A 19,140-nucleotide genomic window follows, 5' to 3' on the forward strand; every position below is an offset into this window, starting at 1 on the left:
TGACTACATCGAGATGTTCTACAATCCGAAGCGGCGCCACAGCTTCAATGAACGGCTGTCGCCAGTCGAGTTTGAAAAGCGACATTTTTTACGGCTGCAGAGTATCTAGGAAAATGGTGGCGATTCAAGGTCGCATATGAAGCAGCGCAATTTCCAGAAGGCAGCGCATAGTGTGGCTTTCCCGCACTTGCGCAGCAATTTCCCAGCAACGTTTAATTGACTATGGTCAAGAGTATCTGATTCCCCATCCGATTCGGGGGATGCAATTGGTGCTTTGCACTTCCAGTCCACTGAAGTGCCTGCCATTGGTGCCGGTCGCTGACATGGCGTGATTCGTCGCAACGTCATGACGATCACGGCAGCAGAGTTTCTCAGCGTTGTCGCTGGCGCTGGGCTTCGTTGCACAAACTGGCGCGCCAGCGGCTTGGGCGCGGCCAGGTAAGCTGACGGTATGACTGCCCCTGCAAAACGGAAGTACCGCACCACGAACTGGAAAGACTACAACGCAGCGCTGAAGGCGCGTGACTCGCTGCTGATCTGGCTGGACAAGGACATGCGTTGGCACGGCAGTGCCAACGGCAAGCGGGGCCGCACTCCGAAGTACAGCGAAGCGGCGATCCAGTTCTGCCTGACCGTTAAGGTCTTGTTCAACCTGCCCTTGCGCCAGGCAATGGGCATGACGCAAAGTTTGCTCGAGTTGGCGAGGCTGAACTGGCGGGTTCCGGACTTCAGCACGGTCAGCCGGCGCCAGAAACATCTTTCGGTGACGATCGGAGCGCATGCGACGACAACGGGATTGCACCTGCTGGTCGACAGCACCGGCATCAAAATGCTGGGCGAAGGCGAGTGGAAGACGAAGAAGCATGGCGCCGATTACCACCGCCAATGGCGCAAGGTCCACCTTGGCATTGACGCGGCCACACTGGAAATCCAGGCCATCGAGGTGACCGACAACGCCACCGGCGATGCGCCGATACTGCCATGCCTGCTCGGCCAGATTTCGACCGAGGAGATGATCGCGAGGGTCAGTGGCGACGGGGCTTACGACACGAAAGGCTGTCACGAAGCGATTGCGCAACGTGGAGCGCAGGCGATCATCCCTGCTCGCAAGAACGCCAAGCCATGGAAGGACCAACGTCCTGGTGCCAAAGCCCGCAATGCCATTCTGGCGGCCACGCGCCGGCTTGGGCGCAAGATTTGGAATGTAATGGACGCCTCCCACCTGTACCTAGGGAACGATGACTGTGAGGAATGGCGCGAGGGATAGCGAAAAAAGTGGTGCAGCGATCACCGGCGTAGCCCTGTCGAGACCAAAATGCGTTGCTTCAAGCTGCTGGGCGAACGCGTCATGGCGCGTGATGTCGACCGCCAGGTCGCCGAGTTGCAAGTCCGTGCCGCCATCCTGAATCGCTTCACGCGCTTGGGTACGCCGACGACTGTGGCGGTGACCATGCCGTAATTCCGTCTAGGGTTTGGGGTACTACGAACTCCGCTGATTTATGCAAAGCCGTACCCAGGGAATGATAGGAAGCCGGGCGGCAAGTGATGTCGCATGCACGGCAATCGACGACAGTGAAGTATATTGCTTTACGGGAATTTATTATAGAATTCGGAACAATTGCGGCGATGCACTCCTGCGACACGATTTGTCTCAGCAGCCTTTAACCTGTCCAGAACGAAGGGGGGGCTCGCCCGCCAAATGAGTATTGATCGAGAGAAAAGATGATGAACTGTGCATGTGCATGCGCCACGGGAGGTGGTTGGATCAATGGACGCACCTTGAAACAGCATCTCGATAACCAGGCTGGCCACCCATTCGGGAAAATCGACCGCAAAGCGTGGATACCGATCTGCCCCTCCTGCCATGCGGGCTGGTTGAAGATCGACGAGCAGCACTCCCTTCCATTCCTCGACGCCAGTGGGCTGATGCGCACGGCCGCCAATGAGGAAGGCGATGCCGGCGTGCTGGACTTCGCCGGATTCCGTTTTACCACCGCCGCGCTGCGCAGTGCGATTGCCCTGCAGGCGCGCGAGTTCGCTACCCGCGAAGTCGAGGAGTACGGCGCCCGATTGCCGAAGACGCTGTTGGCGCAGCAGGCATCGGGGTTCTCGAAGATGGTTTGCTACTGGGGCGGCGGTGGGCGAGTATGGGGCAAGCTGAAGGCCGGCAATGGCGGCGATCCGGGCGCTGTGATCGCCGCCTGGCTCAATGCCGTCGCAGCAGGAAAGCTCGACGATGAAGAAGCGATCGGTCGTGGTTGCGCGATCGCCGGCCTCGGCGTGTCGTTCGCGAGCAAGCACCTGCGCATGCTGCAACCGCATCGGTTTGCAGTGCTGGACGAGGTCTTGTGCGAGGGCTTCGGCTTCGCACTCAATCGGAAGGGTTTTGCGTTCTTCCTGCGCGAACTGCGTTTGCTGCAGGCCTCGTTGCGGGAACGGTCGGGTATCGACATCAACGTGGCCACACTCGAAGCAGGCCTGTTCATGCTCGCGCGTCAGAACGTCCGCGCCCGTACCGAGGCCGCCTGACCACCTTCCATCGGCAGGCCACTGCACGCGCCTGCATAACCTCACACATTCACCATGCTCGACGTCGACCGAACCCGGCCTTTCATCATCCCGGCAGGCATGCTGCCCTATCTGACGGGGCCCGATCCGCTTCTCGCGCGTAGCGGCGGCGGCCGCGATCCGCTCGGACTGCAGCCCGTGTGGAGCGAGTTCGGGCGCCGTCTGGTGCCCTGTATCGCTTCGCCCGTGCAGCAGGTCGACGGCATCAAGGCAGTGACACTGATTCACTGGCTGGCCGACATGCCACCAGTGCGCCGCCTTCTCGGCATTGCGGGCGCAGAACGTGGGTTCTTCCGCCTGATGGAAGGCCTTGTCGAGTACTGGCTGCATGCGCACGGCCGCAGCGTTTGCTTCGGCAGCCAGAGCCTGGTCGGCGAAGGTGAACGCTTCGCTGTCACGACCGGCACGGGCAAGACGGTGGCGAACGGCCTGTACCAGTATTATCGAGGAACCTGTCGGCGCGCCGGTCTGCTGGAGCAAGACTGGCGCGCGTGCGCCGGGCTGCGTGTGCGCTTCGAACAGTGTTTCGATGCCACTGCGCTCGATGCCCTGGCAGCGGCCGTGCGGGGCTGCCTGAATGGCACACCGCTACTGCCCGGGCGCATCCTTGCCAACCGGGCGGTGGACGCGGCACTGGCCGCGGTTTTCGACGACGAAGCGATCAACGACCTGTTGCGCGCCGGGCTGTTCGGTGGCGAAGTGTACCGGGACCTGGCACGCACGTTCTCCGAAGTGCGCTCGCACGGCAATGGCGTGCCGTTCGGTACGCAACTGGCAGGCCTCGAACATGCCCCGCTGGCCGATGAACTCGATCGCATGCGACGCTGCGAGCCCTTCCTGCTCGTGCTGCAGGACGTGTTCGACCTGGCACGCGCGGCGCCCGGCCAGTCCGTGCAAAAACTGGCGTCCGGCCTGACGGAATTCCTCGAGGCGATGCGAGAACGTGCGGCCCGGTTCGTCACGCTCGCCAATGACATGCCGACCGCACGCATGCGGCAGATGCAGAGGCTGGCAACGGCGATGTGCAATGCCGTTGCCGCGGATGGCCTGGCCGATTTCGTGAAGGCCCTGATCGAGCACCACGGAATCTGCATGGCCGAACGCGGCCGTGAGCCTCTCGTGCTGATCGAGGCAGGCGTGATTGTGCTGCCCGTTGCCGGTGAGCGCGCTCCGGACGACGCGCGCGCTCGCCTGGAAACTGGATACCCATGGATGAATGACTATTACCTGAATACGGCGGCCAACCTGTACGGGCAACTGCATGGGGGGAGCGCATGAAGAAGCGGACCAGTCCCACACTGATGCGTGAAACGCTCGAGTCGATCCGCGACCGTTTCGTCGCGGACGAGCAGCGCATGGTGTTGTTCACCACATTCAATTTCGTGCCATCGTTTTTCGAAGCGAACGTGCTCCCCCTGCTGGCGGGCGAGGCAGCAGAAGACCTGAAGAACGCCCCCCAGTTGCGCTACGGACTGAACGAGGAGCTCAAGCGCTTGCGCTGCCTGGTCGTCTGCGACCACTCGACGCAGCCGCCGGCAAAAGGGAATCTGCGCTACGGCCTGATGCCTGTCGGGCTGCCGAACGGGCGTTTCCATCCCAAACTGATGCTGATGGCCGGCACGCTCAAGGAAACGGGGCGGGCAGGGATGTGGCTGGCGGTCGGCAGCGGCAATCTGTCGTTGTCGGGATGGGCCATCAACCGCGAGGTGGTCTGTGCCACGCCGGTCACCCCGCAGCACGCAGACGAACTGCTGCCGCTGCTTCGCTGGCTGACCGCCCAGGCTGACCGACGGCTCGGCGGCCGGGCGGCGGACGAGGAAGGCAGCCCACGCGCCATCCTTGACGAGCTCGTGGCCTGGCTGGACGATCCGCAACGCCTGTGCCCTGCGTGGCCGGGCGCGCCCACTCTGCACGTCGCGCCGCCGGCAGGCGGCGGACAGGGCCTCGCCGCCGCCGTTCGCGGGGCGCGCGAGTGGCAGTGCGCCACCGTCGTCTCGCCGTACTGGGGACAGGTCGACGCCCTGGTGCGCGAGTTGGGGGTGAGCGAGTGCCGCTTCGTTCCTTCGCTTGTTGCTGGACGTTATCGCTTTCCCGTGACAAGCATGGATCCGCAGGCCGAATGGAAGCGCGGCTTCGCCAGTTTCGGCGACGACCGCTACACGCATGCCAAGGTGCTGGTCCTGGAAGATGCCGAGGGCCGCGCAGTGCTGTGCGTCGGTTCAGCCAACTTCACGGGCGCCGCGCTTGGCCTGCCCGGTGGCTACGCCAACGTCGAGGCGGTGCTGCGCTATGAACTCGAGACCGCTCCGGCGCAGTGGGCGTCGCTGCCGTCCGTGGACGAAAGCCAGCTGGCGGACGAAGCCGCTGCCGAGGAGGAGTCGGCGCCGCCCCTGCCGCCATTCGAGGCCACACTCTACTATGACTGGAAGCGCAAGGGCTTCGGCGGCCGCATTGCGCCGGCCCCGGGCACCAGTCTGCCCGAGCTGGTTCTGCATGTCGGCGGACTGGATCGGCCGCTCGGTGACAATACCGGCGAGGCAGAAGAACTGTTCCTGCCCTTCGAATGCAGGCTGCCGGTACGTTCATTCGAGCTGTCCTGGCGCCGCGCCGACGGTAGCCGGGCTCGCTTCCACGGCCTGGTTGCCCAGGTCGGCGCCAACGACGATCAGCTGCAATATCGCCCGCGTCCTCGCCTGGAAGAGGTGCTTGCCTTCCTGCGCGACCTCGACCCCGGCGCGGGCGAGGAAGAGCTGCGTCGGCGTGGTGAGCGCGCGGGAGGTGGCAGTGGCGGCGATGGCGATGAAGAGGAACGCGAGCCGGTCTTCGACTACTTCGGGCTGTTCCAGGGCACCTGGAAGCTGCGTGCGTACTACAGGTCGGCCCGGCGCGCGATGCTGGGCGCAGTTGCCTTCGATCCTTCCTCGCGCTTCAGCGTGACGACTCTGTACCGCGCGATCGCGCTCCAGCGGGCGAACACGCCCGAAGAGCGCATCGCGCACTACGTGTACCTGTCCGAGGTTCGCGCGCTGATCGACTGGCTGCGCGCGCAGGGCGTCGAACCCGACCGGGAGGGCGAGCTTGCCGGGGTCGGCGACGAGATCGCCGGCATGCGCTCGATGCTGGCCGGAATGCTGGCCGATTCCCCTTCGTTTACAAGCATGTTCGGCGCCGATCCGGCGCCGGAAAAGGTCGAGGCGTTCCTCGACTGGTTCCACCAGGAGATCAAGGATGAAGGACAAGCCCGTGGCGGATGACGGTATCGTTCCCGAACGCCTCACGGCGGCCGCCGTGCGTTCATACATCGATTTCGACGGCCAAGCGGCGACCGGCAGCGAACCGAGTCTGCAGGCCCGGATTCAAAGCGAAGGTGTGGCCGGCCTGTGGGGTCTGTTGCAGCAGCAGGGCCATGCCTATCTGGGTGATGAAGTGGGGATGGGCAAGACGCGCCAGGCGATGGGCGTGATCGCGACCCAGTTCCTGCGCAATGCCGGGTCGCGCGTGGTCATCGTGTGTTCGAGCAAGACCGTGCAGTTGCAGTGGCAGAGCGAATGGGCGCAGTTCCTGGGCTCCTGTTATCGCCTGCTCGACGACCGCCTGCTGGCCAGCGCCGACGCGGCCCGCATCGAGGACCTGCACCTGCACGACAACCTGCGCAGTTTCCACGAAGCGCTGCGTACCGGCGAAGGCCGGATCCATCTGCTGCGCTATTCCTCGTTCAGCAGGCCGCTTCCGGTGGATGGCGACTCGCCTGCGCAGATGCTCTCGGCCTATGCCGAGCGTGTCGGGGTGGCCGGCGTGGCCGCGTTGACGGGTTCGGAACGCGCCCTGGTCGAGGCTCACGCCCGCCCCACGGACGACTGGAAGGAGGTACTCGGGCATGATCTCGGGCGTGCCTATTGCCAGCGCATTGCGGCGCTCCTCACCGAGGGCGCGCACCAGGACGAGCCCAGGAGTCCGCTCGATCTGGCCGTGTTCGATGAGGCGCAGTACCTGCGCCACGTCGACAACTATCAGAACGAGCACATCCGGCTGATCTTCGGGCGCAACGTCGAGCAGTGGCTGTTCGTCAGTGCGACGCCGCTGCATGCCAGCGAAGACGACATCCTCAGCCTCGACACTTATCTGTGCCGGCGGCCGGTGGCCGCACACGAGTTGCCGGCCACTCGTGTCGGCGCCTGCGGCTCCTGCGATGCGGTGCAGCGCTGCAGCCGCGCTGCCTGGCATCGGGCACGTGGCCACGACGTCGTACGTCTGCTGTCCGGCATGATGATCCGGCGCACCCGGACCCACGGCGATGCCGCAGGCAAGCGCTACGGCAAGATCGAATATCGCGATTACGAGGAGGTGCGCCACTCGGGCGCCGACGACCCCTTCATGGCGCTGACCATGGCGCTGGTACAGAAGCGCCTGGCCAGCGCACTGGCGGGGCGCAACAACCGTTTCCGGCAGGGCGAGTGCGCATCGTTCGAATCGCTGTCCTCCTCGCTGGGACGAAATGTCAGCGAACCCGAGCCCGAGTTCGAGCCGGGCAAGGACCATCGCCAGCGCAAGGAGGCCGACCCGGCTCCGGACCGCAACGCGATCGACCTGCTCAATGCCAGCTTCGGCAGGGCGATGCAGGTGAGCGGCGCCGGCCTGCCTCACGCAAAGCTGAACAGCGTTGCCGATGCGTTGTTCGCGCGCAGTCTGGCCGATGGCGGTGTCGACAAGACGCTGGTGTTCGTGCGCCGGATCGATACCGTCGAGGAGCTGCGCGATCTGCTGCACCTGAAATTCCAGGCTGACCTGGACGAGCGGATCGAGGCCTGGCGCGAGATGCTGGCTTCCCCCGCGTTTGCCGACCATGCCTCGCCCTGGGGGCGCACTTTCTGGGACCAGCAGGGCGATGACGACGAACCGCCGGCAGAAGCCGTGGAGGGCGATGCACCACCCGATTCGGGAGAAGGGGCGGGCAACACGGGCTATCGTAGCCAGGCTTCCCTGCCGTACTTCGAGGCACTGAAGCAACGCTCGATGGTCAAGGCACAGAATGGGTTGCTGGTTTCGTTCCGCGCCCGCCTGCTGCGCACCGACGACGCTTCGAGCAACCCGCTGCAGGGCTTCCTGGTGAAGCGCGCCTCCGGCACCTCGCCGCAGCGCCAGCACGAGCGCTGGGTACGTCTGCTGTGCGCGCTGTTCGGTAACGAAGAGGTGAGCCGCATGCGGGACGATCCGGCAAAGCGCTGGCTGCTCGCGGACACATCGGGCACGGATGACGACGCCTACAAGCTGGCATCGCTGCAGCGCTGCCTGCTGCAGTCGCTGCGTCAAACCGATATCCTGGTCGACCTGTACATCCTGCACAAGCATGCGGGGCGCACGCCCGACGGGAGCCAGTCGCTCGCCGACAAATTCCTGTGGCTGCTCGAACAGGGCGAGCACGGCATTCCGGGCAAAATCGCTTCATATCTCGCAAACCAGAAGGAGAAGCTGCGACGCTGGATCGACCATTTCGAACTGATCGTCGACAAGTGCTTCCGTGCCGGCGAGGCCGTGGGCTGGTTCGGCGTCCACGAGCGGGTAGCCCGTGTTTTCGATCGTGTCGCGCCGGTGGTGGGACGCTCGGGCCGTCTCAAGAACGAGCATGCGGTCCAGCAGTTCATGTTCCCCACGCATCCCAACATTCTGGTGTGTACCGACGTGCTCAAGGAAGGTGTGGACATGCACCTGTTCTGCGACCGGGTCGTCCACTACGGCGTGGCCTGGACGTCGGGCGACCTGGAGCAGCGCACCGGACGTGTCGACCGCCTCGGCAGCCTGATCGGGCGTCGCATCCGTGCACACAGGGAAACCGACGGGCAGCCCCTGCCCCGTCTGGGCGTGGAGTTCCCCTACCTGGACGGTACGCTGGACAGCTACCAGGTCAGGAACGTCATACGGGAGAAGATCGCCAGCGACCTGCGGCTCGACCTGGGCAAACGCAAGGACGAGATCCGGGAGCTCGACGCCGGCCGGCTGGCCGGCGACCTGTCCACGATCCGCAAGGCGGCGGCGCAAGGCAACCCGAACCGCGCTGTCTTCTTCCCCGACAGCGTCGACTTCGTGCGTCGCGAGGGAGGGGACGATGCGATCCGGCTCGGCCCGGGAATGCGGTACAAGGATACCGGCGACGCAGTCCGGCCGCGCACCGCGATCGACGATCGCTGCGAAGAAACCATTGTGCCGGTACCCGGCTCGGACATGCTGCTGGTGCGGCGCAGCGCCAGCGGCGCACATGCTCTCGTGCGCCGCTCGCTCGATCCGCAGTGCGGGGAAATGCTGCTGACCGAAGATTTCCTGGCGCCGCGCGGCGGCACGCAGGCGCCGCCACGGGTTGGCGAGGTGCTTGCGCTGGACGGCTGGCATGGTGTGCCGGCGCTCGACGTGCCGGCCTTCGCGTTCGACCCGGAGTGCAATACCACTACGATGCGCGTGGCGCGCCCCCTGGCTGCGGCGGGCAGCGAGGATCCGGTGCTGGTCGAGGCGCTCGGCGAGCAGTTCTGGCTGTTGCGCGTGCCGGTCCAGCGCGTGGAGGATTGCGCGGCAGGCAGGGGCGGAGTCGAACAGTGGATGGCAGAGCGCAACAGCGGACGCTTGTTGGGATTCCTGATGGAGGATGCCGGCATCGTCTGGTGTACCGCCCTGGTGCTGCGCTGTGGCGGCGCCGAACTGCAGCTGCTGGAACCGGCAGCGCGACGCCTGGCGCGCATGGCGGCCAACTGGCGTTCCCCGTCTGTCGCGTCGGGAACATTCGGATATCGCGCGTGGACGGCGTTCCCGTGCGTCGACGCAGGCCTGGCCTGGAAGGAAAACATGAAGCAGAACGATGTGATCAATTGTGGCAACGTACTGGCCGGCGTGCAGGCCTGGTTCGGTGAGGCGTTCGCGGCGGTGCTCGATGCACTCCAGCAGGCCGAGGGGGCAGCGCAACCGGATGGCCTCGAGGTGAGCCCGTTGGAGCTGTTGCCGGGAGGCCTGCTGCGCCTGCGTGCACAAGGGCGCGAGCGCTTCAGACTGCAGGCGTTCCTCGATCCGACCGGCGCCCGGGCCGGCAACGGTCAGGCAGGCATGCCCTGTATCTGGTGGGATTATCTCGCCAGTCCACGTTCAGTGGGGCCGAAGCCGGTGCTGCCCTGTCTGGACGTCGACGAATTGCCGCTCTCGCAGCCGGCCGGCTGGGATGGACGTGTAGTCAATGGCGTCGGAGCGTTTACCGGGGTCGACGACAGCAGCTACCGCTACCTGGCCTTCTGTCATGGTCCCGCCGACTGGGACCGCGCGCGGAACGACCTGATCCAGGCGTGGGCCGCAGTCCATGACAAGATGCGCCATGGCGGCAATTTCCAGCGCCAGTGGTGCCGTGACGCGCTGTGTGCCGCCGTCTAGAGCGAAAGGAAGCCCGCAATGAGTCAGACACTTCTGATGGTAAAGCTCGGGGAACTGCGGGGCGAAACGCTCCGTACGCCGAGCGGCCGAAAATCGTTTACCGTTTCGCGTCTTGCGAATGGCCACGTGACCGTCACGACTTCGAACGAGAGCGAAGTCCATGTCTCCTTTACCGGCATTCAGGCGGTCCTTGATTACCTCGCCCGACATGGGCACGGCCCGGAGCGTCCATGCCCAGTCAAGTCGAGCAACAGCAGTGCCGACGCCGGTCCATTGTGCCTGGCGGCGAGGGAAGGGAAAAGCCAGCGGAAGATTACCTACGTTCTTCCCTTGCTCGAGCGGCTCGGCCTGGTCGGCTTCGACCGTTCGGCGCGGGCAACGGCCGTTTTCCTCGTTAACCGGGCATGAATCGCTTCAGTCAGCGGGACTGGCCTGCCCGACCAGCCCGCGCAGCAGCTCGGCGTCGTTCGGACTGAGGCCTTCGCGCCCGGCAGCTTCTTCAATCGCCTGCGTGGCATTGGCCGCGTCCTCCACGGCCGCGGTCAGCGCCGCATGATCCAGGCGCGCGCCATGCCGCAGCAGCAGGGCCAGCATGTCCGCACGCAAGTCGATCAGGTCGGATTCGCACGAGTCGAGCGCGTACGGACGTGAAGTCAGCGCCGCGCGCACGGCAAGCGCGTCGCAAGCGTGCAGGTCGGCGCTGGTAGCAAGCAATGTTTCGATGGTCGTTTCGTCGAGCGAGGCCACGCCTGCGACCAGGGCCGCGCAGTCTCCGCTGTTCACGGGCACGCCATGATCGAGCAGCCAGCCGAGCGCTGCGACGGCCATGTTCGTTGCCGCAGCCTCCAGCGCGCAGGCGCCGTCGGCGCGCAGATCCGCGCCCTCGGCAAGCAGGAAGCCGAGCATGTCCGTGTTGTCGACGCCGGCAGCCTGCGCAAGGGCCACCCTCAGCATCTCGCCGTGTGACAGGCCGCCTTCCACCAGCCGCAGCAGGACGCGCTGGTAGTCAGCATTGCTGCGCTCCGGTGTCAGGTGCCCCGCCTCGCTCAGGAAGCGCAGGTGCACTCCCCGAGCGGGCGTCTATAGTGCAGCATGGCAGTCGGCGCGCGGGTCGGCGCCATTGCCCAACGCCAGCTGCACGCTGTCGCGATCCGCGTGGCGGCACGTCATCTCCAGAAAGAGGCTCCAGAATCTGGCGCGCCAGTGTTCGGTGCGCAGGCCATCGCGGCCGAACGTTTCGCGCAAGCCAGCCAGGCGGCCGGCAACGAAGGCGCCGAGCGGTGTATGGCAGCGCGTCATCCTGATCGATTGGATTTCCTGTAGGCACTATTTTTGGTAACATGAGATTTTGAACTCGACGGCAGCCAGCGGATCTGGCGTCATACAGGCGGACATGCCTCTACAGATCGAACACATCGATGCAATCGCACGCAAGAAGCAGCGTGCCGTGCTTTACCTCGAATTCCACCCCGGGCCAATCAAGGAGTGGCGCAACTACCGCCATGAGGATGACCTGCGGCGCGCTTCCGTACTGGCATGGTTCGACGCCCACGACGTCCCGTGGACCGCATGCGGACCGTTCGCCGACCTGCGCATCATGGCACCATGGCTGGGCCAGGTCTACATCGACGTGCCCTACGACGAGTCGCTGTCCGAGTACCGCGTAGTGCGCGACTATCTCGAGCATCCGGACGGGACGATGCGCCACGAGGGGGTGCGTTTCTACGCCATGCCGCTCGAGCATGCGATGCGCAATGCCGCGCATGACGAACCGGGCTTCTGGGAACGCTGGGCGGAGGAGTTCTGATGGCGACCAACCAGCAATCGCTGCTGCGCCAGTGGCACATGCTGCGCATGGTGCCGCGTGCGCCCGCGCGGATATCGGCAAAGGAGCTGTGCGAGCGTCTGTGCGCCGCCGACTTCCGCGTCACCGAACGCACGGTCCAGCGTGATCTGCGCGAGCTGTCAAGCGTATTTCCGGTCGAGGTCGACGAACGCGAGAAGCCGTTCGGCTGGAGCTGGCTGCGCGATGCGTCCAGTTTCGACCTGCCGGGACTGACCGTGCCGGAAGCCCTCACGCTGACGCTGGTCGAGCAGCACCTGCGGCACCACCTGCCGCCAGTCACGGTCGATGCGCTGCGTCCGCATTTCCGGACCGCTGCGCGCACCCTGTCGACGGTCGAGGACGATTCCCCATCCCGCGCTTGGCTGGACAAGGTTCGCAGCGTGCCGCCGCAGCAGCCGCTGCTGCCGCCCCGGATCGACGAAGAGTGCCAGCGCGTCGTCTACCTGGCCCTGCTGCAGGACCGGCAGCTGAGGCTGTATTACCGGAAGCGCGACGCAGCAGAGCCGACGATCTACGGCTGCGTGCACCCTCTGGCCGTGGTGCAGCGCGGTGGCCTGGTCTACCTGGTCTGCATGTTCTCCGACTATGACGACGTGCGCACCATCGCTCTGCACCGGGTCCAGCGGGCAGAGGCGCTGTACGAGCCCGTGCGCAGGAAAGCAGGCTTCGATATCGACGCCTATATCGCCTCCGGCCAGTTCGGCGTCATCGCAGGCGATCCGGTCAACCTGCGCGCAGTGTTCACGCGCGCGGCAGGTGAGCACCTGTTCGAGACGCCGCTCAGCGCCGACCAGGTGCTCACGAGCGACGCGGATGGGAAGCTGCACCTGGCCGCTACCGTGCCCAACACGCGCGCGCTGGTGTGGTGGCTGCTCGGATTCGGCGATGGCGTGGTAATCGAGGAGCCGGCGAGTCTGCGCGAAGAGCTTGCTGGTACCGCACGGCGGATGGTGGCGGCGTATGCATGACGGCTACTTCGGGCGTTGGTCCACTCCATTAAGGATCTACAACTCCTGAACGATGAGCCATTGTCAAGCCTGCTCTGCCGAATTCGGCGTCAAGTTCGCTGCCTACCGTTTTGAATTCCTCTGTGTACCGCTTCCCGCTCATACATTCTCCTTGTGTCCACCAATATGGCTCAGGCATGTCTACGATAGTCGTGGCGATTCAGTCGTACTTCATGGGAAACGCCGCGGACCGGCTCACCAGTTCGCGCAGCAGCGGCGTCACCGACAGGATGCCGCGCCGGCGCGGCAGCGCGGCGGTCACGGCGTACTCGACATGGACCGTGCCGGTCGTCGCCATCAGGTGCGGCAACCTTCGCGTCCAGCGCTCGCCGCATCAGAAGTGATAGCGCAGCGACGCGCCGCCCTGCGTGCGCGGCACGGTGGATACCAGCAGGCCCGTGGCGGTGCCGTAGGCGATGTCGCTGGCGAACCGATGCGGCTGCAGCGTGAAGAACACGGCGCCCTGCAGGCTGCCGACGTCGTAGGTTGCCTTCACGTCGTAGCGCACGAACGTGGGCATGTCGCGCCGCGCCAGCGGGCTGCCCATGTAGTAGGGGTTGCGCGCCGTGACGTACACGTCGCCGTTGACGGTCAACAGGCCGGGACCGAGGGCGCGGCGGTGCTGCGCGCCGCCTTTCCAGGTATGGGCCGGGACGGACAGCAGGGCGCCGGCGCCGGGCGCCGGATTGTCCAGCCGCGCGCGCAGGATCCGCCCGTAGCTCAGGTAGCCGCTCCAGGCGCGGTTGGCCTGGTAGCGCATGTCGACGTCGACGCCCCTCCGGGTCGTGCGGCCCGAGGCCACGTAGACGTCGGGCGCGGTGTTGACGATCTCGTCGTCGTTCGCGATGGCGTACACGGTGCCGGACAGCGTCAAGCCGTCGCCCAGGCGCGCGTCGAGTCCGGCGTCGTGCGAGCGGACCTTGCTCGGCGCGATGCCCGGATTGGTCCTGCCGCCCGGGGCGCCCAGCGGCCCCAGGCTGCCGCTGGCGCTGATCTGCTCGGCGGCCGGGGAACGGAAGCCCTGCGCGACGTTCGCGAACAGTGCGATGTCCGGCGTGGCGCTCCAGATCGCGCCGTACTTGGGCGTGACGACCCCGGCCCGGTAGCCCGTGCTGGCCGCCGGCAGCTTGAGGTTGGCGATGTCGTAGTCGAAGCGGTCGTAGCGGATCCCGCCGTGCAGCTTCAGGTCCGGCAGCACGCGGTACTGGCCCTGGGCGAACGCGCCGTAGGTGAGCAGGTCGAGGTCCTGGCTGTTGATGTAGCGCGCCGTCGGCTGGTACGACTGGTACTGGCGGCGGTAGGCGATGCCCTGGTCCTTGCGCGCATCGAGGCCGACGGTGAGGATGCCGTCGGCGCCGGGCGTCCACGTGGTGCCCAGCCGCGCGCCGTAGATGTCGCGGTCGTCGTACCCGTAGGTATGCAGCACCGGGCTGGTCTGGATCGCGCGGCTGCGCTGGAAGTCCTCGGCGTAGGCGGTGGCGAACCAGCCCGTTGCGCCGGACGCCGGGCGGCGGTTGAACACGATCGTCCTGCGGTGCGCGTCGCCGAAGCCGGGCAGGCCGTACATGGTGGCATGCGGATCGAGTCCGGCTTGCAGCGCCGGCAGCGACAGGTAGCCGGCACCGGCGAATGCGGACGCGTAATGGCTGGCGCGCAGGCTGTAGACGCCGTCGCCGATCGTGGTGGACAGCTTCCAGAACAGGTTCGCGCGCCGGTTGCTGGCGCCGTGGCGAAAGCCGTCGCTGAGGTAGCGGTCGGCCACCAGCAACGAGCGCACTTTGCCGTGGTCGCCCGACAGCACCAGCGATGCGCGCCGCCCGCCGTAGCTCTCCAGCGTCAGCGCGGCGCTGGACGGCGTTTCCGCGCCGCCTTCGCGGGTCGCGATCGCCACCGCACCGGCGCGGTTCTGGTCGCCGAACAGGGCCGAGACCGGCCCCTTGATGACGTCGACCGTGCCGACCATGTCCGCCGTCATCCACTCGAGGAACGCCGGACCGTGGCCCGCGCCGCCCTGGCTGGACGGGATGTTCTGCGGCACGCCGTCGATGGTGATCGCGGTGTCGGCGCCGTGCGTGCCCTGGGTCGCGAAGCCGCGCATGCGAAAGCCGTTGCCGGTATCGCCCTGGTCGATGTTGTGGGCGACCACGCCGGGCACGCGCCGGAAGATGTTGGAGATGTCGCGTCCGACGTCCAGCGTGGCGATGTCCTGCGCCGTCACGGTGGTGACGCTGCCCGGCAGGGCGCGCGCGCCGGCGCCGGGGACCGTGCGCTCCTCGCTGTCCCTGCTGCCCTTGACTTCGACGACGTGCGGACTGCCGTCCGGCGGGGGATCGTCGTCGGCGTGGACGTGGCCGGCGGTGCAGGCGAGAAGCGCCGCCAGGGAAAGCGCGCGCATGCGCAGCGGCGCGACGGTGAAGCGGGTAGGGAATGGCATCGGTACTCCGGTGGATTGGATGGTTGAACGGTGAAGGGGACGCGCCCTTGGCGGGTGCGCACGCTAGTGCGCGCGCAGCCGGCGCAGGCGCGCGACTCCCGAGGCGAACGCCAGCAGCGCGAGGGCGCACAGCGCGGCGATGGCGCCCCACGGGCAGGCGGCATCGGCGGCCCGGGGCGCGAAGACCGGCCTGCGCGCGTAATCGGCCGCGCGGAACGGGCGCTCGCCGAACAGGTACGGGTAATAGAATTCGCGGATGCGGCGGTGGAAGGCGGCGATGCGGTCCTGGTAGGCCAGCTGCGCCGGCAGGTCGGTGCCGGCCAGGCGATGCAGGATCGCCTGGGCGCCGACGCCGGGGAGCAGCCAGCCGAGGCGCTCGCTCCAGGCCTGGCGCGCGGCGAGTCCCGCACGGTAGGCGCGCACCTGCGCCGCGACGCTCTCGTCGCCGAGCTGGTGGAAGGCGAAATACCATTTCCAGTGGAAACGGGACGGCAGCGGCGCCGTGTCGCGCCATTGCGGATGGCCGGCGAGGAACCTGCGCATCGTCTCCTCGCGCGGGACTTCCCACGCGCCGTGCACGGCCTGGCGCTGCGCCATCATGAGGTCCACGCCCTGGTGGACGGGCACGGCGCGCGTCAGCACCACGTTGGCCAGCGCGGGGAGCACCAGCGTCAGCACGGCCCAGGCGCCCACCAGGGCGCTCGCGTTGGCCACCGAGCGCCAGCCGCGCGTGGCGACGAGCAGCGCGATCCCCGTCCAGAACGCGAGATAGGCGGCCGTGGTGGCCAGCACGACGCCGGCGGCGGCCATGCCGGTCGACGCGGCCAGCATGCCGGCGCCGGCGGGCAGCGCGAGGCAGGCGAACACCAGCGCGCAGCGCAGCAGCACCCGCCGGCGCCACGCGCGCGCACCGTGCGGCAGCGCCAGCAGCATGCGCAGCCGACCGGCCTGCCGTTCGCCGGACAGGACGTCGTGCAGCAGCGCGATGACGAACAGCGGCGCCAGGTAGATCAGGACGAACGCGTAGTCGAACCGTCCCGCCAGCGCGAGCTCGGGATGGAAGGTCTCGCCGTCGTACAGCTGCGCCTGCAGGCCGAGCGCGCGCACGCGCAGTACGTAAGGCGCGACGTCGCGCATCCCGATGGCCAGGAAGGCGGCGTCGGACGGCGGGTCGGCCGTGGTGTAGAACGTGTAGTAGGCGGCCTCGCCGCCGTTGGGGCTGTCGGCATGCGCGCGCGCCACCGCCGCGACGTCCTGCTCGTTCAGGGGGCCGACCCGCGCGATCGTCTGGCGCTGGCGGGCGATCTCGTGCAATCCCGACCAGACGGCCAGCGACGCCAGCAGCGACAGCAGCAGGAGCGCCGCCGCCATGGGGCGCGAGCGCAGCAGCAGGCGCAGTTCGAAGGACAGGGCGCTCATCGCACGGCCCTCCCCAGGCGGGCCGCCAGCCACCAGGCCAGCGCGGCGGCCGCGCCGAGCCAGGCCAGCAGCACCAGGCCCGCCGGCAGCGCGGCGCGCAGCGTCTGCGCCAGCGGCGCCGGGACATGGCGGAATTCCGGGAACGTTTTCCAATGGGTCCGGGACACGCGGTTCTCCTTGTCGGGGTTGGTATCGTCCGCATAGCGCAGCGCCTGCGCCTGGAGACGGTTCAGTCCTTGCACGAGGTCGTAGCGATAGCGCTCGCCCTGTTCGAGGAAGCGGCGGTAGGCCGCGAGGTCGGTGCCCGCTACCGTCATCGACAGGCGGCGCAGGGCCAGCGCGGGACTGATCCAGCCGAAGGCGTCGACCACTGCGCTTTGCCGTTCCTGTCGGTCGAACGCGGCATTCGCGTAGCGGTCGAACAGCGCGCTCGACTGGCGTTCCCCTTCGATCCCGACCAGGCCCTTGTAGTTGACCGGCAGGTCCTCGATGCGCGCCACGCCGTAGCGCCGCAGCAGGGCGGCGCGGAAGGCGGCGAACTTCGGATCGTGCGGATCGTGCGCGTCGCCCAGGGCGCGGTAGTCGCGCTGCACGTTGATGTTGTCCTCGGCGCGGCTCGGCAGCACGACGGCGGCGTTCGCCACATCCGGCGCCCAGCGCGGCACCATGACGACGACGAGCGCCCACGCGGTCAGCAGGGCGAGCAGGGCGTCGCGGCCCCGCCGGCACAGCGTGGACACGGCGACCACCACCAGCGTCCACAACGCCAGCCAGCCGGCGTACGCGGCGCCGAGCAGCAGGACGGGCTGCCACGCCGCCTGGCCGCGCGCGGCCAGCCAGGCCAGGCCGAGCAGCGCCGGCGCCAGCGCGAGGCCCGCGAAGCCGGCCAGGGCGAGCCATTTGCCCAGCACGAGCTCGCGGCTGCGCACGCCCTGCGCGAGCAGCACGCGCAGCGTCCCGGACTCGCGCTCGCGCGCGACCCCGGCGTGGCCGAAGAACACGAGCAGCAGCGGCGTGAGCACCTGCAGCACGAAGGCCGGCGTGAGCTGTCCGAAGCGCAGCAGCAGGGAATGCTGGCGGACGTCGCCGAAGTTCGCGCTGTTCTGGCGGTGCCCTTCGAGGAACATCGTGTTGCCGGTGTAGCCGTCGATGCCGGAATCGAAGGCGGCCAGCGGATTGAGGGGACGGAACAGGAAGTGACCGAAGTGCACCATGCGGTGCGGATGGCGGTCCGGCTGCGCTTCGAACGCGTGGTTCGCCATGGCCTGGTAATGCGCGCGTTCGGCGGCCACGCCGCGCTGGTGCTCGTGGGCGCTCAGCACCGCGAACAGCGTCAGCACGATCAGCAGGAGCAGGCTCGAGACGGCGGCGCGGTCGCGGAACAGGCAGCGCCATTCGTCGCGTGCGATGCGGATGGCGACGTTCATGCGGCTTGCCCTCCGTAGCGGCGGTGCAGGGCGCGCACGTCGAAGCGGTCGGCGCCGGACGCCGCCACCTCCTCGACCAGGCGTCCGGCGTCGAGGAAGCCGATGCGGTCGGCGACGTCGGCGGCGCCCAGCAGGTCGTGCGTGACCATCAGCACGGCCACGCCCTGGCCGCGCAGCACGCCGAGGAGCCGGGTGAATTCCGCGCTCGCCTGCGGATCCAGTCCCGACGTGGGTTCGTCGAGCAGCAGCACGGGGACGCGCCGCGCCAGCGCCAGGCCGATCGCCACCTTCTGGCGCATGCCTTTCGAGAACCCGGCGACGCGGCGGTCGACCGCGTCCGCGGCCAGGCCGGCCGCCGCCAGCGCGGCGTCGATCGGCGCGTGCTGCGGCGCCTGGCCAGCCAGGGCGAGCAGGTAGGCGACGTTCTCGCGCGCCGTCAGGTGGTCGTACAGCGCGACGTTTTCCGGAATGTAGGCAAGCATCCGGCGCGCCTGCTCGGGATGCGCGGCGGGGTCGGCGCCGTGCACCCGGACCTGGCCGGCGGTCGGGGCGACGAAGCCCAGGAACAGGCTCAGCGTCGTGGTCTTGCCGGCGCCGTTCGCGCCCAGCAGCGCGTAGATCTCGCCGGCGCGCACGTGCAGGTCGAGGCCGTGCAGGATCGTCTTGCGGCCGTAGCCGGCGATGACGCCGGTCGCCGCGAGGACGGGGTCGGGCAGGGATGGGGTAGTCAAGGGGTTCTCCATGTCGAGGGTCGGTGGTCGGATGCGGATGGTGCCGTCGATGTCCCGCTGCGCTTCCCGCCGTCGGCCCCGGCGCCGGGACGCGCGACGGCGCCAGCCGTGCGCCGTGCGGCGGCGCGCGGGGCTGGACGAACGGCATGCGCCAGCGGGACGTGCGGCGTTCCCGCGCAGGCGCTCGGCGGCGGTCCGCATCCGCAAAGGAGCGGCACGAACGGGACCGGCGGCCGCCGGCCTGCGCGCGGCGCGCGTACGGGGATGCTGCCGGCGTCAGTGCCGGCGCACCGCGTGGAGGCGG

General features: G+C 67.5%; 15 protein-coding genes and 1 pseudogene. 9 read left to right on the forward strand and 7 right to left on the reverse strand.

Translation table 11 applies throughout. The features are described 5' to 3' along the window. From QZ749_RS08825 to QZ749_RS08855, 7 genes and pseudogenes are all read left to right on the forward strand, one after another. The coding region (locus tag QZ749_RS08825) for an IS3 family transposase (protein ID WP_296945912.1) at window positions 1-109 on the forward strand (109 nt) is incomplete at its 5' end. A 342-nt stretch (window positions 110-451) separates the two neighbouring features. Continuing rightward, a pseudogene (locus QZ749_RS08830) lies at window positions 452-1,459 on the forward strand (IS5 family transposase). A 320-nt stretch (window positions 1,460-1,779) separates the two neighbouring features. After that, complete coding sequence (locus QZ749_RS08835; protein ID WP_296945599.1) at window positions 1,780-2,529, forward strand: hypothetical protein; 750 nt, start codon at window positions 1,780-1,782, stop codon at window positions 2,527-2,529. Window positions 2,530-2,583: 54 nt separating this feature from the next. After that, window positions 2,584-3,846 carry a hypothetical protein gene (locus tag QZ749_RS08840; protein WP_296945601.1) on the forward strand — a complete coding sequence of 421 codons (1,263 nt, stop codon included), beginning with the start codon at window positions 2,584-2,586 and terminating at the stop codon, window positions 3,844-3,846. After that, the gene (locus QZ749_RS08845; protein ID WP_296945603.1) at window positions 3,843-5,822 is read left to right on the forward strand and encodes a hypothetical protein; all 1,980 of its coding nucleotides are present in this window, start codon (window positions 3,843-3,845) and stop codon (window positions 5,820-5,822) included. Before QZ749_RS08840 ends, QZ749_RS08845 begins: the two co-directional genes overlap by 4 nt. After that, window positions 5,797-9,972 (forward strand): DEAD/DEAH box helicase family protein, encoded by a 4,176-nt coding sequence (locus QZ749_RS08850; protein ID WP_296945604.1) that lies wholly within the window; start codon window positions 5,797-5,799, stop codon window positions 9,970-9,972. Before QZ749_RS08845 ends, QZ749_RS08850 begins: the two co-directional genes overlap by 26 nt. An 18-nt stretch (window positions 9,973-9,990) precedes the next feature. Continuing rightward, a complete protein-coding gene (locus QZ749_RS08855) occupies window positions 9,991-10,380 on the forward strand; it encodes a hypothetical protein (protein WP_296945605.1) in 390 nt (129 codons plus the stop codon). Window positions 10,381-10,386: 6 nt separating this feature from the next. Here QZ749_RS08855 and QZ749_RS08860 read toward each other — a convergent pair whose 3' ends face one another. Together QZ749_RS08860 and QZ749_RS08865 are read right to left on the reverse strand one after the other, a co-directional pair. Then, window positions 10,387-11,037, reverse strand: coding sequence for a hypothetical protein (locus QZ749_RS08860; RefSeq protein WP_296945606.1), 651 nt, complete (start codon window positions 11,035-11,037; stop codon window positions 10,387-10,389). A gap of 15 nt (window positions 11,038-11,052) precedes the next feature. Next, on the reverse strand, window positions 11,053-11,271 hold the full coding sequence (locus QZ749_RS08865; RefSeq protein ID WP_296945608.1) for a hypothetical protein: 219 nt from the start codon (window positions 11,269-11,271) through the stop codon (window positions 11,053-11,055). A 148-nt stretch (window positions 11,272-11,419) separates the two neighbouring features. Here QZ749_RS08865 and QZ749_RS08870 point away from each other — a divergent pair, with 148 nt between their 5' ends. Next, entirely contained in the window at window positions 11,420-11,779 is a 360-nt protein-coding gene (locus tag QZ749_RS08870) for a hypothetical protein (RefSeq protein ID WP_296945610.1), read from the forward strand. Next, entirely contained in the window at window positions 11,779-12,786 is a 1,008-nt protein-coding gene (locus QZ749_RS08875) for a YafY family protein (protein ID WP_296945612.1), read from the forward strand. The genes QZ749_RS08870 and QZ749_RS08875 overlap by 1 nt, the downstream gene beginning before the upstream one ends. Window positions 12,787-12,985: 199 nt before the next feature. Here the strand turns inward: QZ749_RS08875 and QZ749_RS08880 are convergent, their stop codons facing one another. From QZ749_RS08880 to QZ749_RS08900, 5 genes are all read right to left on the reverse strand, one after another. Then, complete coding sequence (locus QZ749_RS08880) at window positions 12,986-13,135, reverse strand: hypothetical protein (protein ID WP_296945613.1); 150 nt, start codon at window positions 13,133-13,135, stop codon at window positions 12,986-12,988. 24 nt (window positions 13,136-13,159) lie between these two features. Continuing rightward, entirely contained in the window at window positions 13,160-15,259 is a 2,100-nt protein-coding gene (locus QZ749_RS08885; RefSeq protein ID WP_296945615.1) for a TonB-dependent receptor, read from the reverse strand. Between the two features lie 63 nt (window positions 15,260-15,322). Continuing rightward, window positions 15,323-16,678 carry a DUF3526 domain-containing protein gene (locus QZ749_RS08890; protein ID WP_296945617.1) on the reverse strand — a complete coding sequence of 452 codons (1,356 nt, stop codon included), beginning with the start codon at window positions 16,676-16,678 and terminating at the stop codon, window positions 15,323-15,325. Continuing rightward, a complete protein-coding gene (locus QZ749_RS08895) occupies window positions 16,675-18,105 on the reverse strand; it encodes a DUF3526 domain-containing protein (protein WP_296945619.1) in 1,431 nt (476 codons plus the stop codon). The genes QZ749_RS08890 and QZ749_RS08895 overlap by 4 nt, the downstream gene beginning before the upstream one ends. Further along, on the reverse strand, window positions 18,102-18,836 hold the full coding sequence (locus tag QZ749_RS08900; RefSeq protein WP_373896806.1) for an ABC transporter ATP-binding protein: 735 nt from the start codon (window positions 18,834-18,836) through the stop codon (window positions 18,102-18,104). Before QZ749_RS08900 ends, QZ749_RS08895 begins: the two co-directional genes overlap by 4 nt. Window positions 18,837-19,140: the final 304 nt, after the last annotated feature.

This window comes from uncultured Massilia sp., from assembly GCF_913773735.1.
Classification (GTDB): Bacteria; Pseudomonadota; Gammaproteobacteria; order Burkholderiales; family Burkholderiaceae_D; genus Telluria.